A 15,442-nucleotide genomic window follows, 5' to 3' on the forward strand; every position below is an offset into this window, starting at 1 on the left:
GTATCTGCGTATTCTAGGCGCACATGAAAAACGGGCCATCGCGGTCTTCCCGCGATGGCCCGTCGGATGCCGGCCGGCGCTTACTTCGGCGCCGACGCGGGCTTCGGTGCGGAAGCCGGCTTTGCGCTTGCGGCCGATGCCTTCGGGGCCGCGGCAGCCTTGCCGGCCGGGCTCTTCGTCGTGCTCTCGGCGAGCAGCGACTTCGATGCCTGGACGGGCTTGCCTTCGAGCTTGTTGAGCGCCTGCTGCATCATGAAGTCGTCGGTGCTGCCGAACTCGATCGGCTTGCGATCGCGATCCTTCTGGCGTTGCTCCGGCGTCTTCTTGTCGTTCTGCTCTTCGAGGACGCGCAGTTGATCCATCCGGCGCTGCTCGCGCTCTTCCTGTTCCTTCTTCTCGTTCGGGTCCTGCGTGTTCGCGAGGTGGTTCGTGTAGTCGACCTCGCGCGTCACGAGCACGTCGTCCGGATCGCCGTCCGCGTACTGATCGACCGGCACGTCGGGCGTGATGCCCTTGTTCTGGATCGAGCGGCCGCTCGGCGTGTAGTAGTACGCGGTCGTCAGGCGCAGCGCGGTCTCGGCCGTCATCGGGCGGACCGTCTGCACCGAGCCCTTGCCGAACGTCGTCTTGCCCATGATCTGCGCGCGCTTCGAATCTTGCAGCGCGCCGGCGACGATTTCCGACGCGGACGCCGAATACGCGTTCGTCAGCACGATCATCGGCACGGTCTTGAAGACGGGCGGCAGGTTCTTCAGCGGATCGCCGTCGAAGGACGGCAGGCGATAGTTGTCGTACGTATCGCGGTAGACCTGCTTCGAATCGGGGATCTGGCCGTTGGTCGACACGACGACGGAGTCGGGCGGCAGGAATGCGCCGGCAACGCCGACCGCGCTCTGCAGCAGGCCGCCGCCGTTGTTGCGCAGATCGAGGACCAGGCCCTTCAGGTTCGGCTGCTGGCGCGCGATGTCCTGCAGCTTCGCGGCGAGATCGGGCGTCGTGCGCTCCTGGAAGCTCGTGATGCGGATGTATGCATAGCCGGGGTCGAGCATCTTCATCTTCACGCTCTGGACCCTGATGATCGCGCGCGTGACCGTGACCGGGAACGTGCGGTCGTCGCTCTTGCGGAAGATCGTCAGCGTGACCTTGGTGCCCGGCTCGCCGCGCATCTGCTTGACGGCCTTGTCGAGCGTCATGCCGCGCACCGGCTTGTCGTTGATGCGCGTGATCAGGTCGCCCGGACGGATGCCGGCGCGGAATGCGGGGGTGTCCTCGATCGGCGAGATCACCTTGACGAGGCCGTCTTCCTGCGAGATCTCGATGCCGAGACCCGCGAAGCGGCCCTTCGTCTGCTCCTGCAGTTCGTCATAGTCGGTCTTGTCGAGGAACGACGAGTGCGGGTCGAGGCTCGACACCATGCCCTTGATCGCCGCCGTCAGCAGCTTCTTGTCGTCGACCGGCTCGACGTACTCGCGCTTGATCTGGCCGAATACTTCCGCGAACAGGCGGAGCTGGTCGAGGGGAAGCGGCGCCGTGGCGGTCTGCTCGGCCGACGCGGAAATCTGCAGCGTGGCGAACACGCCCGTGGCGAGGCCCGCGGCAATCAGGCCGATGTTCTTCAATTTCATTCGCATAGAGAGTCTGGTGCGGTCGGGAAGCGCGTGGCGGTAGCGGGGATGTAGCGAACAAGTATAACTGTTCGTCCGATAACTCAGTGGAACGCCGCGAAAAGCCGAGAAAAGGGCCCCGGAGAAGGCCCGGCGGGGCGCCGCCGGACGCGCTGCGGGTTCGAAAGCGGATTCGACAGCGGCGGGGCCGCGAAGGTTCGCGCGGCGTGCCGGGCGCGCCGGACACGCCGGACACGCCGCGCCGGACGCGGCCCGCCCGGCGCGACGGGCGTCAGCCCGCCTTGCCCTGCTTCGCGACGGCGGCTTGCGCCTGCGCGATCGAGTCCTGGTCGCCGAGGTAATAGTGCTTGATCGGCTTCAGGTTCTCGTCGAGTTCATACACGAGCGGCACGCCGTTCGGGATGTTCAGGCCGACGATGTCGCTGTCCGAGATGCCGTCGAGGTACTTGATCAGTGCGCGCAGCGAGTTGCCGTGCGCGGCGATCAGCACCTGCTTGCCGGCGCGGACCGCCGGCGCGATCGACTCGTTCCACAGCGGCAGCACGCGCGCGACCGTGTCCTTCAGGCACTCGGTGAGCGGCAGCTGCTCGCGCGGCACCTTCGCATAACGCGGGTCGTCGAACGGCGCGCGCTCGTCGGTCGGCTCGAGCGCGGGCGGCGGCGTGTCGTAGCTGCGGCGCCAGACGAGCACCTGGTCGTCGCCGAATTTCGCGGCCGTTTCCGCCTTGTTCAGCCCCGACAGCGCGCCGTAGTGGCGCTCGTTCAGGCGCCACGAGTGGACGACCGGCAGGTACATGAGGTCCATCCGATCCTGCACGTGCCACAGCGTGCGGATCGCGCGCTTGAGCACCGACGTGTACGCGATGTCGAACGTGTAGCCGGCCTCGCTGAGCAATTCGCCGGCCTGGTAGGCCTCGTTACGACCCTGTTCGGTCAGGTCGACGTCGACCCAGCCGGTGAAGCGGTTTTCCTTGTTCCACGTCGATTCGCCGTGGCGGATGAGAACGAGTTTGTACATGGATCTTGCGGTCGGTAGTGAGGGAAGCGGTGCGCGTCGCGCGGTACCCGACCCGGGCCCGCCATCGCGCAAGGCGGTTATTTTATAATGGCTGGATTGTCCTCATCCGATTTCTCTTTTTCCGGCGGAATTCCGTGACGTTCTTTACCAATTACACGAACCTGGCCCTCATCGCGATCCTGCTGGTATCCGGCGGCCTGCTGGCGTGGCCCGCCCTGCGCCGCGGCCGCGGCGGCCTGTCGGCCGCGGAGGCCACCCAACTCATCAACCGCCGCAATGCGATCGTGATCGACGTGCGCGCCGCGTCCGATTTCGCCGCCGGCCACCTGCCGTCGGCGCGTCAGGTCGCGGCGGGCGAGATCGGCGCGAAGATCGCGCAGGTCGCGAAGAACAAGAGCACGCCGGTACTGCTCGTCTGCCAGAATGGCCAGCAGTCGCAGAAGGCGGCGCGCGAGGTCGAGGCGGCGGGCTACGCCGAGGTGCACGTGCTCGAGGGTGGCGTGGCCGCCTGGCAGCAGGCCGGGATGCCGGTCGTCAAACAGGGAGTGGCGAAGTGAACAAGGTTTTGATGTACAGCACGCAGGTGTGTCCGTATTGCATGCAGGCCGAGCGCCTGTTGAAGCTGCGCGGTGTCGAGCAGATCGAAAAGGTGCTGATCGACCGCGATCCGGCGCGCCGCGAAGAAATGATGACGCGCACGGGGCGCCGCACGGTGCCGCAGATCTATATCGGCGACACGCACGTCGGCGGTTACGACGATCTGTCGAAGCTCGACCGCGAAGGCGGGCTCGCACCGCTTCTGCAAGCGGCCTGATTAGGGCAGAATGGCCGCCGGCCGCGCCGCGGCTTGGGCGCGCAGGAATCATCCGTGGCGGCCGGCGAGAAGCCGGGCCGCTCCGTCACCACTTTTAGGGAAACACCATGTCCGACGTCGAAAACCAACCGTTCTTCAACATCCAGCGCGTCTACTTGAAGGATATGTCGCTCGAACAGCCGAATTCGCCGGCTATCTTCCTCGAGCAGGACATGCCGTCGGTTGAAGTCGAAGTCGACGTCAAGGCCGACCGCCTCGCGGAAAGCGTGTTCGAAATCGTCGTGTCGGGTACCGTCACCGCGAAGGTGAAGGACAAGGTCGCGTTCCTGATCGAAGCGAAGCAGGCCGGCATTTTCGACATTCGCAACATTCCGGACGAACAGCTCGACCCGCTCGTCGGCATCGCTTGCCCGACGATCCTGTTCCCGTACCTGCGCTCGAACATCGCCGACGCGATCACGCGTGCGGGCTTCCCGCCGATCCACCTGGCGGAAATCAACTTCCAGGCGCTGTACGAGCAGCGTCTCGCGCAGCTTCAGCAGCAGGCCGGCGCCGCAGGCGCACCGAACGGCACGACGCTGAACTGACGTTTCACTCGGACCGGTGCTGGGTATGAAAGTAGCCGTTCTCGGCGCCGGTGCCTGGGGCACCGCGCTCGCGGGCCATCTGGCCGCGCGGCACGATACGCTTCTGTGGGCGCGCGACGCCGCGCTCATCGCCGGGCTGCAGGCCCGGCACGAAAATTCCCGCTATCTGGACGGCATCGCGCTGCCTGACGCATTGCGCTACGACGCCGATCTCGGCGCCGCGCTCGCGCACGGCGCCGCGGACGACGCGCTGTGCGTGATCGCCGCGCCCGTGGCCGGGCTGCGCACACTGTGCCACGCGATGCGCGACGCAGGCTGCGTGCCCGCGCATATTGTCTGGGTCTGCAAGGGCTTCGAGGCCGACACGCATCTGCTGCCGCATCAGGTGATCGCGGCCGAGCTGCCCGAACAGCGCAGCAACGGCGTGCTGTCGGGGCCGAGCTTCGCGCGCGAGGTCGGACAGTCGCTGCCCGTCGCGCTGACGGTGGCGAGCGCGTCCGCCGAATGCCGCGAGCGCACGCTCGCCGCGTTCCATCACGGCGCGATGCGGATCTACACGGGCGACGACGTGGTCGGCGTCGAAGTTGGCGGCGCGGTGAAGAACGTGCTCGCGATCGCGACCGGCATTTCCGACGGCCTCGGCCTCGGGCTGAACGCGCGCGCCGCGCTGATCACGCGCGGCCTCGCCGAAATGTCGCGGCTCGGCGTCGCGCTCGGCGGCCGCGCGGAAACCTTCACGGGCCTCACGGGCCTCGGCGACCTGATCCTCACCGCGACGGGCGACCTGTCGCGCAACCGCACGGTCGGCCTGCAACTGGCGGCCGGCCGCACGCTGAACGACATCCTCGGTGCGCTCGGCCACGTGGCCGAAGGCGTGCGCTGCGCGCAGGCCGTGCTGGCGATCGCGCACGCGCAATCGATCGAGATGCCGATCACCGAAGCCGTGTGCGGCGTGCTGTTCGACGGCATCGCGCCGCGCGACGCCGTCAGCGGCCTGTTGCGGCGCGACGCGCGCGCCGAGTAACGCGGACGGGTGTCGCCCGGCGCGGCCGCATCAAGCGCGCGGCGCCAAAGCGCACTACGCTTGAACAGTCTCCGGCGTTTCGGGAGGTTGTCATGCTGCAGATCCATTCCACCACGCTCGACGCGCAACTCGTCGACATCACGACGCTCGATGTCGACGCGGTCGTCAACGCCGCGAACGGCTCGCTGCTGGGCGGAGGCGGCGTCGACGGCGCGATTCACCGCGCGGCCGGCCCCGGCCTGCTTGCCGAGTGCCGCACGCTCGGCGGCTGCAATACGGGCGATGCGAAGCTCACACGCGGCCACGGGCTGCCGGCGCGCTACGTGATCCATGCGGTCGGCCCGGTGTGGCACGGCGGCGATCGCGGCGAGTGCGACCTGCTCGCATCGTGCTACCGACGCGCGATCGAACTGGCCGAGGAGGTGGCTGCGACATCGATTGCGTTCCCGGCGATCAGTTGCGGGATCTATCGTTATCCGGCCGGCGAGGCCGTCGACATTGCAGTCGGCACCGTCGTCGAAATGCTGCCGCAGGCGCCGAGCCTCGCACGCGTGGTGTTCGCATGCTTTTCCCCCGACATCCACGACCTGTATCGCGCGCGGCTCGCGCGGGCCTGACGCAGCCCGCACCGCGCACGCATCATGCGCCGCCTTCGAAGCCGGCCTGGCGCCACGCCTCGAACACGACCACCGCGACCGTGTTCGACAGGTTCAGGCTGCGGTTGTCCGGCCGCATCGGCAGGCGCACGCGCTGTTCGTTCGGGAAGCGTTCGAGCAGCGCGGCGGGCAGGCCGCGCGTCTCCGAGCCGAACACGAACCAGTCGCCCGGCAGGAACGCATGATCGTGGAAGCGACCCGAGCCGCGCGTCGTGAACGCGAACATCCGCGCGGGATCGGGCGATTCGGCCGCGACGAACGCGTCCCAGTCGCGGTGCACGCGCATCTGCGCATATTCGTGATAGTCGAGGCCGGCACGGCGCATCCGTGCGTCGTCGAGCGGAAAGCCGAGCGGCTCGATCAGGTGCAGGTGCGCGCCGGTGTTGGCGCACAGGCGGATCACGTTGCCGGTGTTCGGCGGAATTTCGGGAGCGACGAGGACGACGTTGAACATGTTTCGGTTTGGCTGGGCCGGCCGGGACGGAGCAACGCGCGCTCGTTCCCGGCCAGCCGGTTCGTGACGGCCGCGGCCGCGTGCAGGCGGCCGGCCTCTCTATTTAATTAATCCCTGGCGGTGCGCAGCGCAACCAGATTCGTCACGCGCGCAGCGCCCGCCGCCTTCAGTGCGTGCGCGGCGGCCTCGAGCGTCGCGCCGGACGTCATCACATCGTCGACGAGCGCGACGTGGCGGCCGGCGACGTCGCCCGCCACCGCGAACGCCGCCATCACGTTGTCGCGCCGTGCGCGCAGGGCGAGCCGCGACTGCGGCGCGGTGTCGGCGACGCGCGTAAGCAGCGCCGCGTCCGCATGCACGCCGAGCCGGCGCGCGAGCGGCCGCGCGATCGCCCATGCCTGGTTGTAGCCGCGCACGACGAGCCGCCGGTGCGACAGCGGCACCGGCGCGACCAGGTCGAAGCCGCCGGTGCCGCGCGTATCGTCGACCAGCCGGGCGAGCCGGGCCGCGAATTCGGCGCCGAGCGCGAGCCGCGCATGAAACTTCAGGCCGCGTGCGAGCCCGTCGAGCGGCGCGCGGTAATCCGCGAGCGCGAGCGTCGCGTCGAACGGCGGCGCCGCCGTGCGGCACGCGTCGCACCGGTACGCGTCTGCGCGGGCGGCGCCGCCGTGCCCGCCGCGGAGCGGGCGCGAACGCGGTTGCCCGACACCCAGCGGCAGCGCGCAGACGTCGCAGCGCAGCCGCGCTTCATTCCAGTACGCGGCGTCGCAGGCAACGCAAATCACGGCGTGTGACAAATTGCCGCACAGTGCGCAGCGGTTCGGCAGCGCGACCGCGGCGACGCGCGCAGCCAGCGCGCGAACCTGCGACAAAACGACGCGCATCGCGCGCGGAGCGGAACTGCGGTTCATCGCGAATACTCCTGGCGGCCCCGCCTCGATGAAGCCTGCGGGGCGAGCGAGTATACTTCGGGCTCTTCGCCAGTGTGCCCGACATGTCCCCAGCTTCGACTTCAACCGGCCGTCCGGCCAATGACACCAGGCGCCTGCGGCGGATCTTCGATCGCCGTGCCGCCACGTTCGACGCGGTCGCGTTCCTGCCGCGCGAGATCGCGCAGCGGATGAACGAGCGCCTCGAATACATCAAGGTGAGCCCCACGGCCGTGCTCGATGCGGGCTGCGGCCCGGGCGACGATCTTCCGGCGCTGCGCGCGCGCTTTCCGGAGGCGCCCGTATTCGGCGTCGACCTGTCCGGCGCGATGCTCGCGCGGGCCGGTCAACGCGAGGTCGAGCAGACGAACTGGCGCCGCTGGCTGCCGGCTTCGCTCGGCCGGGCGCTGGGCCAGCGCGGCCCGCGCGTCGCGCAGGCCGACTTCGCCGCGCTGCCGTTTCCGGGCGGCGCGTTCGACCTGATCTGGTCGAATCTCGCGCTCCACTGGCATTCGCGCCCCGACGCGGTGCTGCCCGAATGGCAGCGCGTGCTGCGCGTGAACGGGTTGCTGATGTTCAGCACGCTCGGCCCCGACACGCTGCGCGAGCTGCGCGCGGCCTGCGCGGACGCCGAAGCGGCGCTCGGCATCGCGCCGCCCGCCGCGCGCGTGATCGATTTCGTCGACATGCACGACCTCGGCGACATGCTCGTCGAGAGCGGCTTCGAGATTCCCGTGATGGATCAGGAAGTGCTGACCGTCACGTACAAATCCCCCGACTCCCTGCTGGCCGACGTGCGCCGCTGGGGCGCCTATCCGTTCGAACGGGCGGCGCCGCAGCACGCGACGCGGCGCTTTCGCGCGGCGCTCGGCGATGCGCTGGAAGCGCGCCGGCGCGCGGACGGCACGATTGCACTGACCTTCGAGGTGATCTACGGCCACGCATGGAAGGCCGTGCCGCGCACGACTGCCGAAGGGCATGGGATCGTGCGCATCGAGGACATCGGAAAGGGGCGTCCGAAGAATCGGTAAAGCGGTAAAGAGGGGTTTTGTTATGTCTGAAATTAGCGGCGCAAAGCGGGGTCGAGTTGGCGCCAAAAATGGCCGGAAAGCTTGTCGTGCTTGGCTTGGCGGGCGATAGGCGCTTGCTTGTGGATGCCATTGAACCCGCCTATAATGCGTCAGCTTGTCGTCCCGGGGTCCCCGCAATACGGGGCGACGAGTCCGATGCAGGCATGCATCGCATGCCATTCGCGTGAGGCGGCGATGGAAGCAGCGAGGGTTTTGGCGGAGACGACGAACGGCGAGCCGGTCCTCGAAGACTGGCTCATGAAACGCAACTGTTCGGCGTCGCCACGCCAGTTCGTGCTGTTTTACGCGTCGCTCGCAGGCTTCTCGCTGGTGATCGCGACGTTGCTGATGTGGCGGGGGGCTTGGCTCGTCATGCCCTTCACCGGAATCGAGTTGCTGGCTGTGGGCGTCGCATTCGCGATCTATGCTCGCCATGCGGTCGATTACGAACGCATCAGGCTGTATCCGCACCGGCTCGTGATCGAGCGGATGGATGCGGAGCGGCTCACGCAGATCGAATTCAACCCGCGCTGGGTGCGGGTCGAGCCGGGTGCGACGCCACGCGATCCGATTCGGCTGGTATCGCGCGGGCAGACCGTCGTAATCGGGCAGCATCTCGCGCAGTACAAGCGTGCGCAGTTCGCCGACGAACTGCGCATGTCGCTCAGGCGCTGCGGCTGACGAGGCGCGGGCACCGGCCGGGAACAGGCCGGCGGCTTGCGACGGGGGAGGGTTTGAATGGAAATTTTGGGTAAGGATGCTATGAAAACAATCAAGCGAGCCCTCACGGGCGTGCTGGCATGCAGCGGATTGCTCTTTGCCGGTGCCGCCCTGGCGGTCGGTGATAGCCCGGGCGGCCCCCGCGTCAACGAGATCAACTTTCAGCCGCCGGTCACGAAAATCGCCGAGGAGCTCTACGATCTCCACACGATGATGCTGATCCTGTGTACGGTGATCTTCGTCGGCGTGTTCGGCGTGATGTTCTATTCGATCTTCGCGCACCGCAAATCCAAAGGCCACAAGGCCGCCAATTTCCATGAAAGCACGACCGTCGAGATCATCTGGACGATCGTGCCGTTCGTCATCGTCGTGCTGATGGCGCTGCCGGCGACGAAGGCCGTCGTCGCGATGAAGGACACGACGAACGCCGACCTCACGATCAAGGTCACCGGCTACCAGTGGAAGTGGGGCTACGACTACGTGAAGGGCCCGGGCGAGGGCATCGGCTTCCTGTCGACGCTGAGCACCCCGCGCGACGAAGTGATGGGCAAGAAGCCGATCACCGACACCTATCTGCAGGAAGTCGACAACCCGCTCGTCGTGCCGGTCAACAAGAAGATCCGAATCATCACGACCGCGAACGACGTCGTCCACTCGTGGTACGTGCCCGCGTTCGGCGTGAAGCAGGATGCGATTCCCGGCTTCGTGCGCGACACGTGGTTCAAGGCCGACAAGGTCGGCACCTTCCGCGGTTTCTGTACCGAGCTGTGCGGCAAGGAACACGCGTACATGCCGGTCGTGGTCGAAGTCCTGTCGGAAGACGACTACGCGAAGTGGGTCACCGCGCAGAAGGCCAAGATGGCCGGCGCGGCGGTCGATCCGAACAAGGTCTACACGATGGCTGAACTCGTCGCGCACGGCGAGGAAGTCTACAAGGCGAACTGCGCGGCCTGCCACCAGGTGAGCGGCAAGGGCCTCGGCGCGTTCCCGGCGATGGACGGCAGCCCTATCGTGAACGGCCCGATCGCCGGCCACGTCGAGCGCGTGCTGCTGGGCAAGGGCGCAATGCCGTCGTGGGCGTCGCTGTCGGACCTCGACATCGCATCGGTCATCACGTACGAGCGCAATTCGTGGGGCAACCACAAGAACGACCTGCTGCAGCCGAAGCAAGTGGCTGACGCGCGCAACGGCAAGATGCCGGAAGACGCGGCAGGCGCAGCGGCGTCGGCCGAAGCGGCTTCGGCACCGGCGCAAGCCGCGTCGGGCGCAGCCGAGCAGCCGGCGGCAGCGTCGGCATCGGCCGCACTGTCGACGATCTACTTCGAGACGGGCAAGAGCGTGCTGCCGGCCGACGCGAAAGCGGCGATCGCCGCCGCGGCCGACTATGCGAAGGCACATCCGGACGCGAAGCTCGCGCTGTCGGGCTTCACCGACAAGACGGGCTCGGCCGACGCGAACGCCGAACTGGCGAAGCATCGCGCGCAAGCCGTGCGCGACGCGCTGAAGGCAGCAGGCGTGGCGGAAGACCACATTATTCTCAAAAAGCCGGAAACGATCTCGGGCGGGGCAGACGCGAAGGAAGCCCGGCGTGTCGAGATCGGGCCGGCGGCTTGACGTGTCGCTGAGTTAGTCGACGTATTCGCATTAGGAGATTCTCATGTCTAGCATCGGGCACGACGTAGCCGCGGACCACGCGCACGACGACCACGCGCACGAAATGCCGCACGGCTGGCGGCGCTGGCTGTTCGCCACCAACCACAAGGACATCGGTACGCTGTACCTGCTGTTCTCGTTCATCATGTTCCTGTCGGGCGGCGTGATGGCGCTCGGCATCCGTGCCGAACTGTTCGAGCCGGGCCTGCAGATCATGCGTCCGGAGTTCTTCAACGAACTCACGACGATGCACGGCCTGATCATGGTGTTCGGCGCGATCATGCCGGCGTTCGTCGGCTTCGCGAACTGGATGATTCCGCTGCAGATCGGCGCGTCCGACATGGCGTTCGCGCGGATGAACAACTTCAGCTTCTGGCTGCTGCCGGTCGCGGCAGTGCTGCTGGTCGGCTCGTTCTTTGCGCCGGGCGGCGCGACGGCCGCAGGCTGGACGCTGTACGCGCCGCTGTCGACGCAGATGGGCCCGGGCATGGACTTCGCGATCTTCGCGGTGCACATCATGGGCGCGTCGTCGATCATGGGCGGGATCAACATCGTCGTGACGATCCTGAACATGCGCGCGCCTGGCATGACGCTGATGAAGATGCCGATGTTCGCATGGACGTGGCTGATCACGGCCTACCTGCTGATCGCCGTGATGCCGGTTCTGGCAGGCGCGATCACGATGGTGCTGTTCGACCGCCACTTCGGCACGTCGTTCTTCAACGCGGCAGGCGGCGGCGACCCGGTGATGTACCAGCACATCTTCTGGTTCTTCGGCCACCCCGAGGTGTACATCATGATTCTGCCGGCGTTCGGGATCGTGTCGCAGGTGATCCCCGCGTTCTCGCGCAAGACGCTGTTCGGCTATAGCTCGATGGTGTACGCGACGGCTTCGATCGCGATCCTGTCGTTCATGGTCTGGGCGCACCACATGTTCGCCACGGGCATGCCGGTCACCGGGCAGCTGTTCTTCATGTACGCGACGATGCTGATCGCCGTGCCGACGGGCGTGAAGGTGTTCAACTGGCTCGCGACGATGTGGCGCGGTTCGATGACGCTCGAAACCCCGATGCTGTTCGCGATCGGCTTCCTGTTCGTGTTCACGTTCGGCGGCCTGACGGGCCTGATGCTCGCGATGGCGCCGCTCGACATCCAGTATCACGGCACCTACTTCGTGGTGGCGCACTTCCACTACGTGCTGGTGGCGGGTTCGTTGTTCGCGCTGTTCTCGGGCTGGTACTACTGGGCACCGAAGTGGACGGGCTGGATGTACAACGAGACGCGCGGCAAGATCCACTTCTGGGCGTCGATGATCTTCTTCAACCTGACGTTCTTCCCGATGCACTTCGTCGGTCTCGCGGGCATGCCGCGTCGTTATGCGGACTACCCGGCGCAGTTCACGGACTTCAACCAGGTTGCGACGATCGGCGCATTCGGCTTCGGCCTCGCGCAGGTGTACTTCCTGTTCGCGGTCGCGCTGCCGGCCTACCGTGGCGGCGGCGATCTGGAAAAGGCGTCGGACAAGCCGTGGGATGGCGCGACGGGCCTCGAGTGGACGGTGCCGAGCCCGGCCCCCTTCCACACGTTCGAGCAACCGCCGCACGTCGAGTAAGTTTCACAGTGCGCTTAGCCGCTGCCTGCCGCGCAGGCAGGCAGCGGCGGGCGCCGAACCGAAGTTTCAGATGAACCGGAATCCACAAGAAAGACGAACGTCCGAGCAGATTCGCGCGGGCAACAAGCGGCTCGGCCTCATCCTGCTCGTCATCGCCGCCGTTTTTTTTGTGGGTGTCGTGATCAAGCAGTGGTGGCTGTCCACTCACTGATGCAGTAACTGACGCAGTAGCGAGGAAGTTGTCGTATGTCGAAGCCGGAAGAGGGCGCCGTCGATCGCGCGTTCAATCGTTCGATGCTGGTGAAGCTCTTCGTCGTGGCCGGGCTGATGTTCGGTTTCGGCTTCGCGCTGATCCCGATGTATCGGGCGATCTGCCAGATCACCGGCATCAACAACCTGGTGCAGCGCGACGTCAGCGAGCGCGAGGTGAAGAACTCGCAGGTCGACACCAGCCGTACGGTGTCGGTCGAGTTCGATGCGAACGCGCGCGGCCCGCTCGGTTTCAAGCCGGAGCACAACAGCCTCGACGTGCATCCGGGCGAGCTGACGACGATCGTATACGACGTGACGAACGGGCAGGGCCGGCCGGTCGTTGCACAGGCGATTCCGAGCTACGCGCCGAAGCAGGCGACGGAGTTCTTCAAGAAGATCGAATGCTTTTGTTTCACGCAGCAGACGCTGGCCGCGAACGAGTCGCGCAAGATGCCGGTGGTGTTCGTGATCGATCCGAAACTGCCGAAGGACGTGAAGACGATCACGCTGTCGTACACGTTCTTCGAGCTGAATACGCCGGCCGCGCCGGCGCCGGCGACGCGCAGTACCACGGCGCAGGGCGCGGCGAAGCCGGATGCATGACAACGGAGACGGGGCGATGACGGAGGGCAAGCGGGGCGGGTCGTTCGGCCAGGCGGTGAAAGCGGTGCTGTGGTCGTTCTTCGGGGTGCGCAAGCGGCGCGACCTGGAAGCCGACGCGACGCAGCTCAACCCGCTGCACGTGCTGATCGTCGCGTTGATCGCGGCCGGCGTGTTCATCGGCGTGCTGATCCTGATCGTGCGTGCCGTCGTGGGCTGAGGCTGAGGCCCGCGGTCACGAAAGAATGCAGTGCGCAGCGCCGCGGCGCTGCGTGCAGGAAAGAGCGGTGGCGGTCGCGCCGCGCAAGAAATAAAGCCGGAGCGGTTTCCGGTACACAAATTGGACTGAAGTGGAGAATCAAGCATGAGCGGTCAAAACCAGACCCCGTACTATTTCGTGCCGCATCCGTCGCAGCATCCGATCAGCGCGGCCATCGGCCTGCTGGTCATGCTCGGATCGGTGGCGCTGTGGATCAACGGTCACGACTGGGCGCCGTTTACGGCGCTGCTCGGCCTGCTGTGGTTGCTCTTCACGCTGTATCACTGGTTCGGCGATGCGATCGCCGAATCGGAAGGCGGTCATTACGGCAAGAACGTCGACAAGTCGTACCGCTGGAGCATGAGCTGGTTCATCTTCTCCGAAGTCATGTTCTTCGGCGCGTTCTTCGGCGCGCTGTTCTATGCGCGTGAAATCGCGCTGCACCAGCTCGGCAGCCTCGACTACAAGCTGATCTGGCCGGACTTCTCCGCCGTGTGGCCGAACGAAGGCCCCGCCGCGCTCGCCGGTCACTTCAAGACGATGGGCCCGTGGCCGGTCCCGACGATCAACACGGCATTCCTGTTGTCGTCGGGCGTGACGCTGACGATCTCGCACCACGCACTGCGCGACGATCATCGCAAGAAGGCGATCGCATGGCTGGCCGCGACGCTCGCGTTCGGTATCTGCTTCCTGTTCCTGCAGGGTTTCGAGTACTACCACGCGTACAACGAACTGAACCTGACGCTGAACTCGGGCGTGTACGGTTCGACGTTCTTCCTGCTGACCGGCTTCCACGGCTTCCACGTGTTCCTCGGCGGCACGATGCTCGCGGTGGTGCTGGTGCGGATGATCCGCGGCCACTTCAAGCCCGATCACCACTTCGCATTCGAAGGCGCCGCGTGGTACTGGCACTTCGTCGACGTCGTCTGGCTTGGCCTGTACGTCGTCGTCTACTGGCTGTAAATGGAAAAACGGCCCGCGCAGCAATGCGCGGGCCGTTTTCATTGGTGTTGGCCCCGCAGCGGCTGGCTGCGAATCGACACCACCCTGGCGCCGCCGCGACTCAGTCAGGCGGCGCTTTTGCTTGGTGGTGCGGCCATGCGGCTAAATGTCACAGCGGTTGCGGCGGGCCGCGGCGGCAAATACATCAACGCCCGATCGGCAGGCCGGTCGAATGGATCCAGCCCATCCAGTTCGCGAGCAGGATGAACAGGAACAGCGAGAGCGACAGCCCGACGCGGGTGGCGAGCGACCAGACCATGCGTTTCGTGTGGCCGCGGTCGTGCATCATGAAGTAGAGCGCCGAGCCCATGCTGGCAATGATGAGGACGAAGGCGATGGGAACGAGTATGTGCATGACGCGAACAGGACGACGGCAATTCGAAAGGAAGAGGATAATTATCGCACTTCGCTTTCGCGAATGTGCCGGGCGGGCCGCACGATGAAGATTCGCTGGCTGCCTGCGCTGCTGATTCTCGTCGTCGTCGCGGTCACGATCCGTCTCGGTTTCTGGCAGCGCGACCGCGCGCACCAGAAGGAAGCGCTGCAGGCGAGTATCGAGCGCTACGAGCATGCGGCGCCCGTCGATGTCGGCGCGCAGCCGATTCCGCTCGCGTCGATCGAGTTTCATCGCGTGCGTGCGAAGGGCCGCTTCCTGCCCGAGCAAGCCGTGTTTCTCGACAATCGGCCGTATAACGACCAGCCGGGTTTTTACGTCGTCATGCCGTTTAAACTCACGGGCGGCGGCGTCGTGCTCGTCAACCGCGGCTGGCTGCCGCGCAACATCGCCGATCGCACGGCGATCGAGTCGTTCGCGACGCCCGCGGGCGACGTCGAGATCGTGGGCATCGCGCGCGCGGACGCGTCGCGTGCGTTCGAGCTCGGCGAAGGCGGATCGGCGGCGCACCAGAAGATCCGGCAGAACCTGGACGTCGCCGCGTATGCGAAGGAAACGGGGCTGCCGCTGCAGCCGTTCGTGATCCAGCAGACGAGCGACGGCGGCGACAAGCTCGTGCGCGACTGGCCGGCGGCGACGACCGGCGTCGAGCGCAATTACGGTTACATGTTTCAGTGGTGGGCCATGGCGGCGGCCGCGCTCGGCTTCGGCCTGTACGCCGCACGGCGTGCGGCGAAGAAGTCGGCCGGCGCGTGAGCGCCATGCCAGGACGC

19 protein-coding genes are annotated in these 15,442 nt (G+C 66.5%); 14 read left to right on the forward strand and 5 right to left on the reverse strand.

Annotation, left to right across the window (positions count from 1 at the left end):
* Window positions 1-80: 80 nt before the first annotated feature.
* Together OEJ37_RS04190 and gpmA are read right to left on the reverse strand one after the other, a co-directional pair.
* Window positions 81-1,631 carry a S41 family peptidase gene (locus tag OEJ37_RS04190; protein ID WP_174421368.1) on the reverse strand — a complete coding sequence of 517 codons (1,551 nt, stop codon included), beginning with the start codon at window positions 1,629-1,631 and terminating at the stop codon, window positions 81-83.
* A gap of 265 nt (window positions 1,632-1,896) precedes the next feature.
* Window positions 1,897-2,643 carry a 2,3-diphosphoglycerate-dependent phosphoglycerate mutase gene (gene gpmA / locus OEJ37_RS04195; RefSeq protein ID WP_263343284.1) on the reverse strand — a complete coding sequence of 249 codons (747 nt, stop codon included), beginning with the start codon at window positions 2,641-2,643 and terminating at the stop codon, window positions 1,897-1,899.
* Between the two features lie 134 nt (window positions 2,644-2,777).
* Between gpmA and OEJ37_RS04200 the strand changes: the two genes are divergently transcribed.
* The 5 genes from OEJ37_RS04200 to OEJ37_RS04220 all read left to right on the forward strand — a co-directional run bounded on the left by OEJ37_RS04200 (window position 2,778) and on the right by OEJ37_RS04220 (window position 5,685).
* Window positions 2,778-3,200: a rhodanese-like domain-containing protein gene (locus OEJ37_RS04200; RefSeq protein ID WP_124827846.1), complete on the forward strand. Its 423-nt coding sequence runs from the start codon at window positions 2,778-2,780 to the stop codon at window positions 3,198-3,200.
* Entirely contained in the window at window positions 3,197-3,457 is a 261-nt protein-coding gene (gene grxC / locus OEJ37_RS04205) for a glutaredoxin 3 (RefSeq protein WP_034179116.1), read from the forward strand. Before OEJ37_RS04200 ends, grxC begins: the two co-directional genes overlap by 4 nt.
* Before the next feature lie 107 nt (window positions 3,458-3,564).
* The gene (secB, locus tag OEJ37_RS04210) at window positions 3,565-4,044 is read left to right on the forward strand and encodes a protein-export chaperone SecB (protein WP_152862608.1); all 480 of its coding nucleotides are present in this window, start codon (window positions 3,565-3,567) and stop codon (window positions 4,042-4,044) included.
* Window positions 4,045-4,069: 25 nt separating this feature from the next.
* On the forward strand, window positions 4,070-5,068 hold the full coding sequence (locus OEJ37_RS04215) for an NAD(P)H-dependent glycerol-3-phosphate dehydrogenase (RefSeq protein WP_174421370.1): 999 nt from the start codon (window positions 4,070-4,072) through the stop codon (window positions 5,066-5,068).
* A gap of 92 nt (window positions 5,069-5,160) precedes the next feature.
* The gene (locus tag OEJ37_RS04220) at window positions 5,161-5,685 is read left to right on the forward strand and encodes an O-acetyl-ADP-ribose deacetylase (protein ID WP_263343285.1); all 525 of its coding nucleotides are present in this window, start codon (window positions 5,161-5,163) and stop codon (window positions 5,683-5,685) included.
* A gap of 22 nt (window positions 5,686-5,707) precedes the next feature.
* Here the strand turns inward: OEJ37_RS04220 and trmL are convergent, their stop codons facing one another.
* Window positions 5,708-6,178: a tRNA (uridine(34)/cytosine(34)/5-carboxymethylaminomethyluridine(34)-2'-O)-methyltransferase TrmL gene (gene trmL / locus OEJ37_RS04225; protein WP_034179112.1), complete on the reverse strand. Its 471-nt coding sequence runs from the start codon at window positions 6,176-6,178 to the stop codon at window positions 5,708-5,710.
* Window positions 6,179-6,285: 107 nt separating this feature from the next.
* The gene (locus tag OEJ37_RS04230; RefSeq protein WP_263343286.1) at window positions 6,286-7,089 is read right to left on the reverse strand and encodes a ComF family protein; all 804 of its coding nucleotides are present in this window, start codon (window positions 7,087-7,089) and stop codon (window positions 6,286-6,288) included.
* Between the two features lie 83 nt (window positions 7,090-7,172).
* Between OEJ37_RS04230 and OEJ37_RS04235 the strand changes: the two genes are divergently transcribed.
* From OEJ37_RS04235 to OEJ37_RS04270, 8 genes are all read left to right on the forward strand, one after another.
* Window positions 7,173-8,138: a methyltransferase domain-containing protein gene (locus OEJ37_RS04235; RefSeq protein ID WP_263343287.1), complete on the forward strand. Its 966-nt coding sequence runs from the start codon at window positions 7,173-7,175 to the stop codon at window positions 8,136-8,138.
* Window positions 8,139-8,333: 195 nt separating this feature from the next.
* The gene (locus OEJ37_RS04240) at window positions 8,334-8,858 is read left to right on the forward strand and encodes a DUF2244 domain-containing protein (RefSeq protein WP_174421394.1); all 525 of its coding nucleotides are present in this window, start codon (window positions 8,334-8,336) and stop codon (window positions 8,856-8,858) included.
* A gap of 57 nt (window positions 8,859-8,915) precedes the next feature.
* Complete coding sequence (gene coxB, locus OEJ37_RS04245; protein ID WP_174421374.1) at window positions 8,916-10,511, forward strand: cytochrome c oxidase subunit II; 1,596 nt, start codon at window positions 8,916-8,918, stop codon at window positions 10,509-10,511.
* A gap of 43 nt (window positions 10,512-10,554) precedes the next feature.
* Window positions 10,555-12,162, forward strand: coding sequence for a cytochrome c oxidase subunit I (gene ctaD / locus OEJ37_RS04250; protein WP_034179108.1), 1,608 nt, complete (start codon window positions 10,555-10,557; stop codon window positions 12,160-12,162).
* A 70-nt stretch (window positions 12,163-12,232) separates the two neighbouring features.
* Window positions 12,233-12,373 (forward strand): cytochrome oxidase small assembly protein, encoded by a 141-nt coding sequence (locus OEJ37_RS04255; RefSeq protein WP_213264103.1) that lies wholly within the window; start codon window positions 12,233-12,235, stop codon window positions 12,371-12,373.
* Window positions 12,374-12,408: 35 nt separating this feature from the next.
* Window positions 12,409-13,017 carry a cytochrome c oxidase assembly protein gene (locus OEJ37_RS04260; RefSeq protein ID WP_174421375.1) on the forward strand — a complete coding sequence of 203 codons (609 nt, stop codon included), beginning with the start codon at window positions 12,409-12,411 and terminating at the stop codon, window positions 13,015-13,017.
* 16 nt (window positions 13,018-13,033) lie between these two features.
* On the forward strand, window positions 13,034-13,234 hold the full coding sequence (locus tag OEJ37_RS04265) for a DUF2970 domain-containing protein (protein ID WP_047899090.1): 201 nt from the start codon (window positions 13,034-13,036) through the stop codon (window positions 13,232-13,234).
* 144 nt (window positions 13,235-13,378) lie between these two features.
* Window positions 13,379-14,236 carry a cytochrome c oxidase subunit 3 gene (locus OEJ37_RS04270; RefSeq protein ID WP_174421376.1) on the forward strand — a complete coding sequence of 286 codons (858 nt, stop codon included), beginning with the start codon at window positions 13,379-13,381 and terminating at the stop codon, window positions 14,234-14,236.
* Window positions 14,237-14,420: 184 nt separating this feature from the next.
* Here OEJ37_RS04270 and OEJ37_RS04275 read toward each other — a convergent pair whose 3' ends face one another.
* A complete protein-coding gene (locus tag OEJ37_RS04275; RefSeq protein ID WP_263343288.1) occupies window positions 14,421-14,630 on the reverse strand; it encodes a twin transmembrane helix small protein in 210 nt (69 codons plus the stop codon).
* An 84-nt stretch (window positions 14,631-14,714) separates the two neighbouring features.
* On the opposite strand from OEJ37_RS04275, the gene OEJ37_RS04280 reads away from it, so the two are divergent.
* On the forward strand, window positions 14,715-15,425 hold the full coding sequence (locus OEJ37_RS04280) for an SURF1 family protein (RefSeq protein WP_217443243.1): 711 nt from the start codon (window positions 14,715-14,717) through the stop codon (window positions 15,423-15,425).
* Window positions 15,426-15,442 lie beyond the last annotated feature (17 nt).

The organism is Burkholderia sp. BKH01, assembly GCF_025685725.1.
GTDB classification, from domain to species: domain Bacteria; phylum Pseudomonadota; class Gammaproteobacteria; order Burkholderiales; family Burkholderiaceae; genus Burkholderia; species Burkholderia pyrrocinia_C.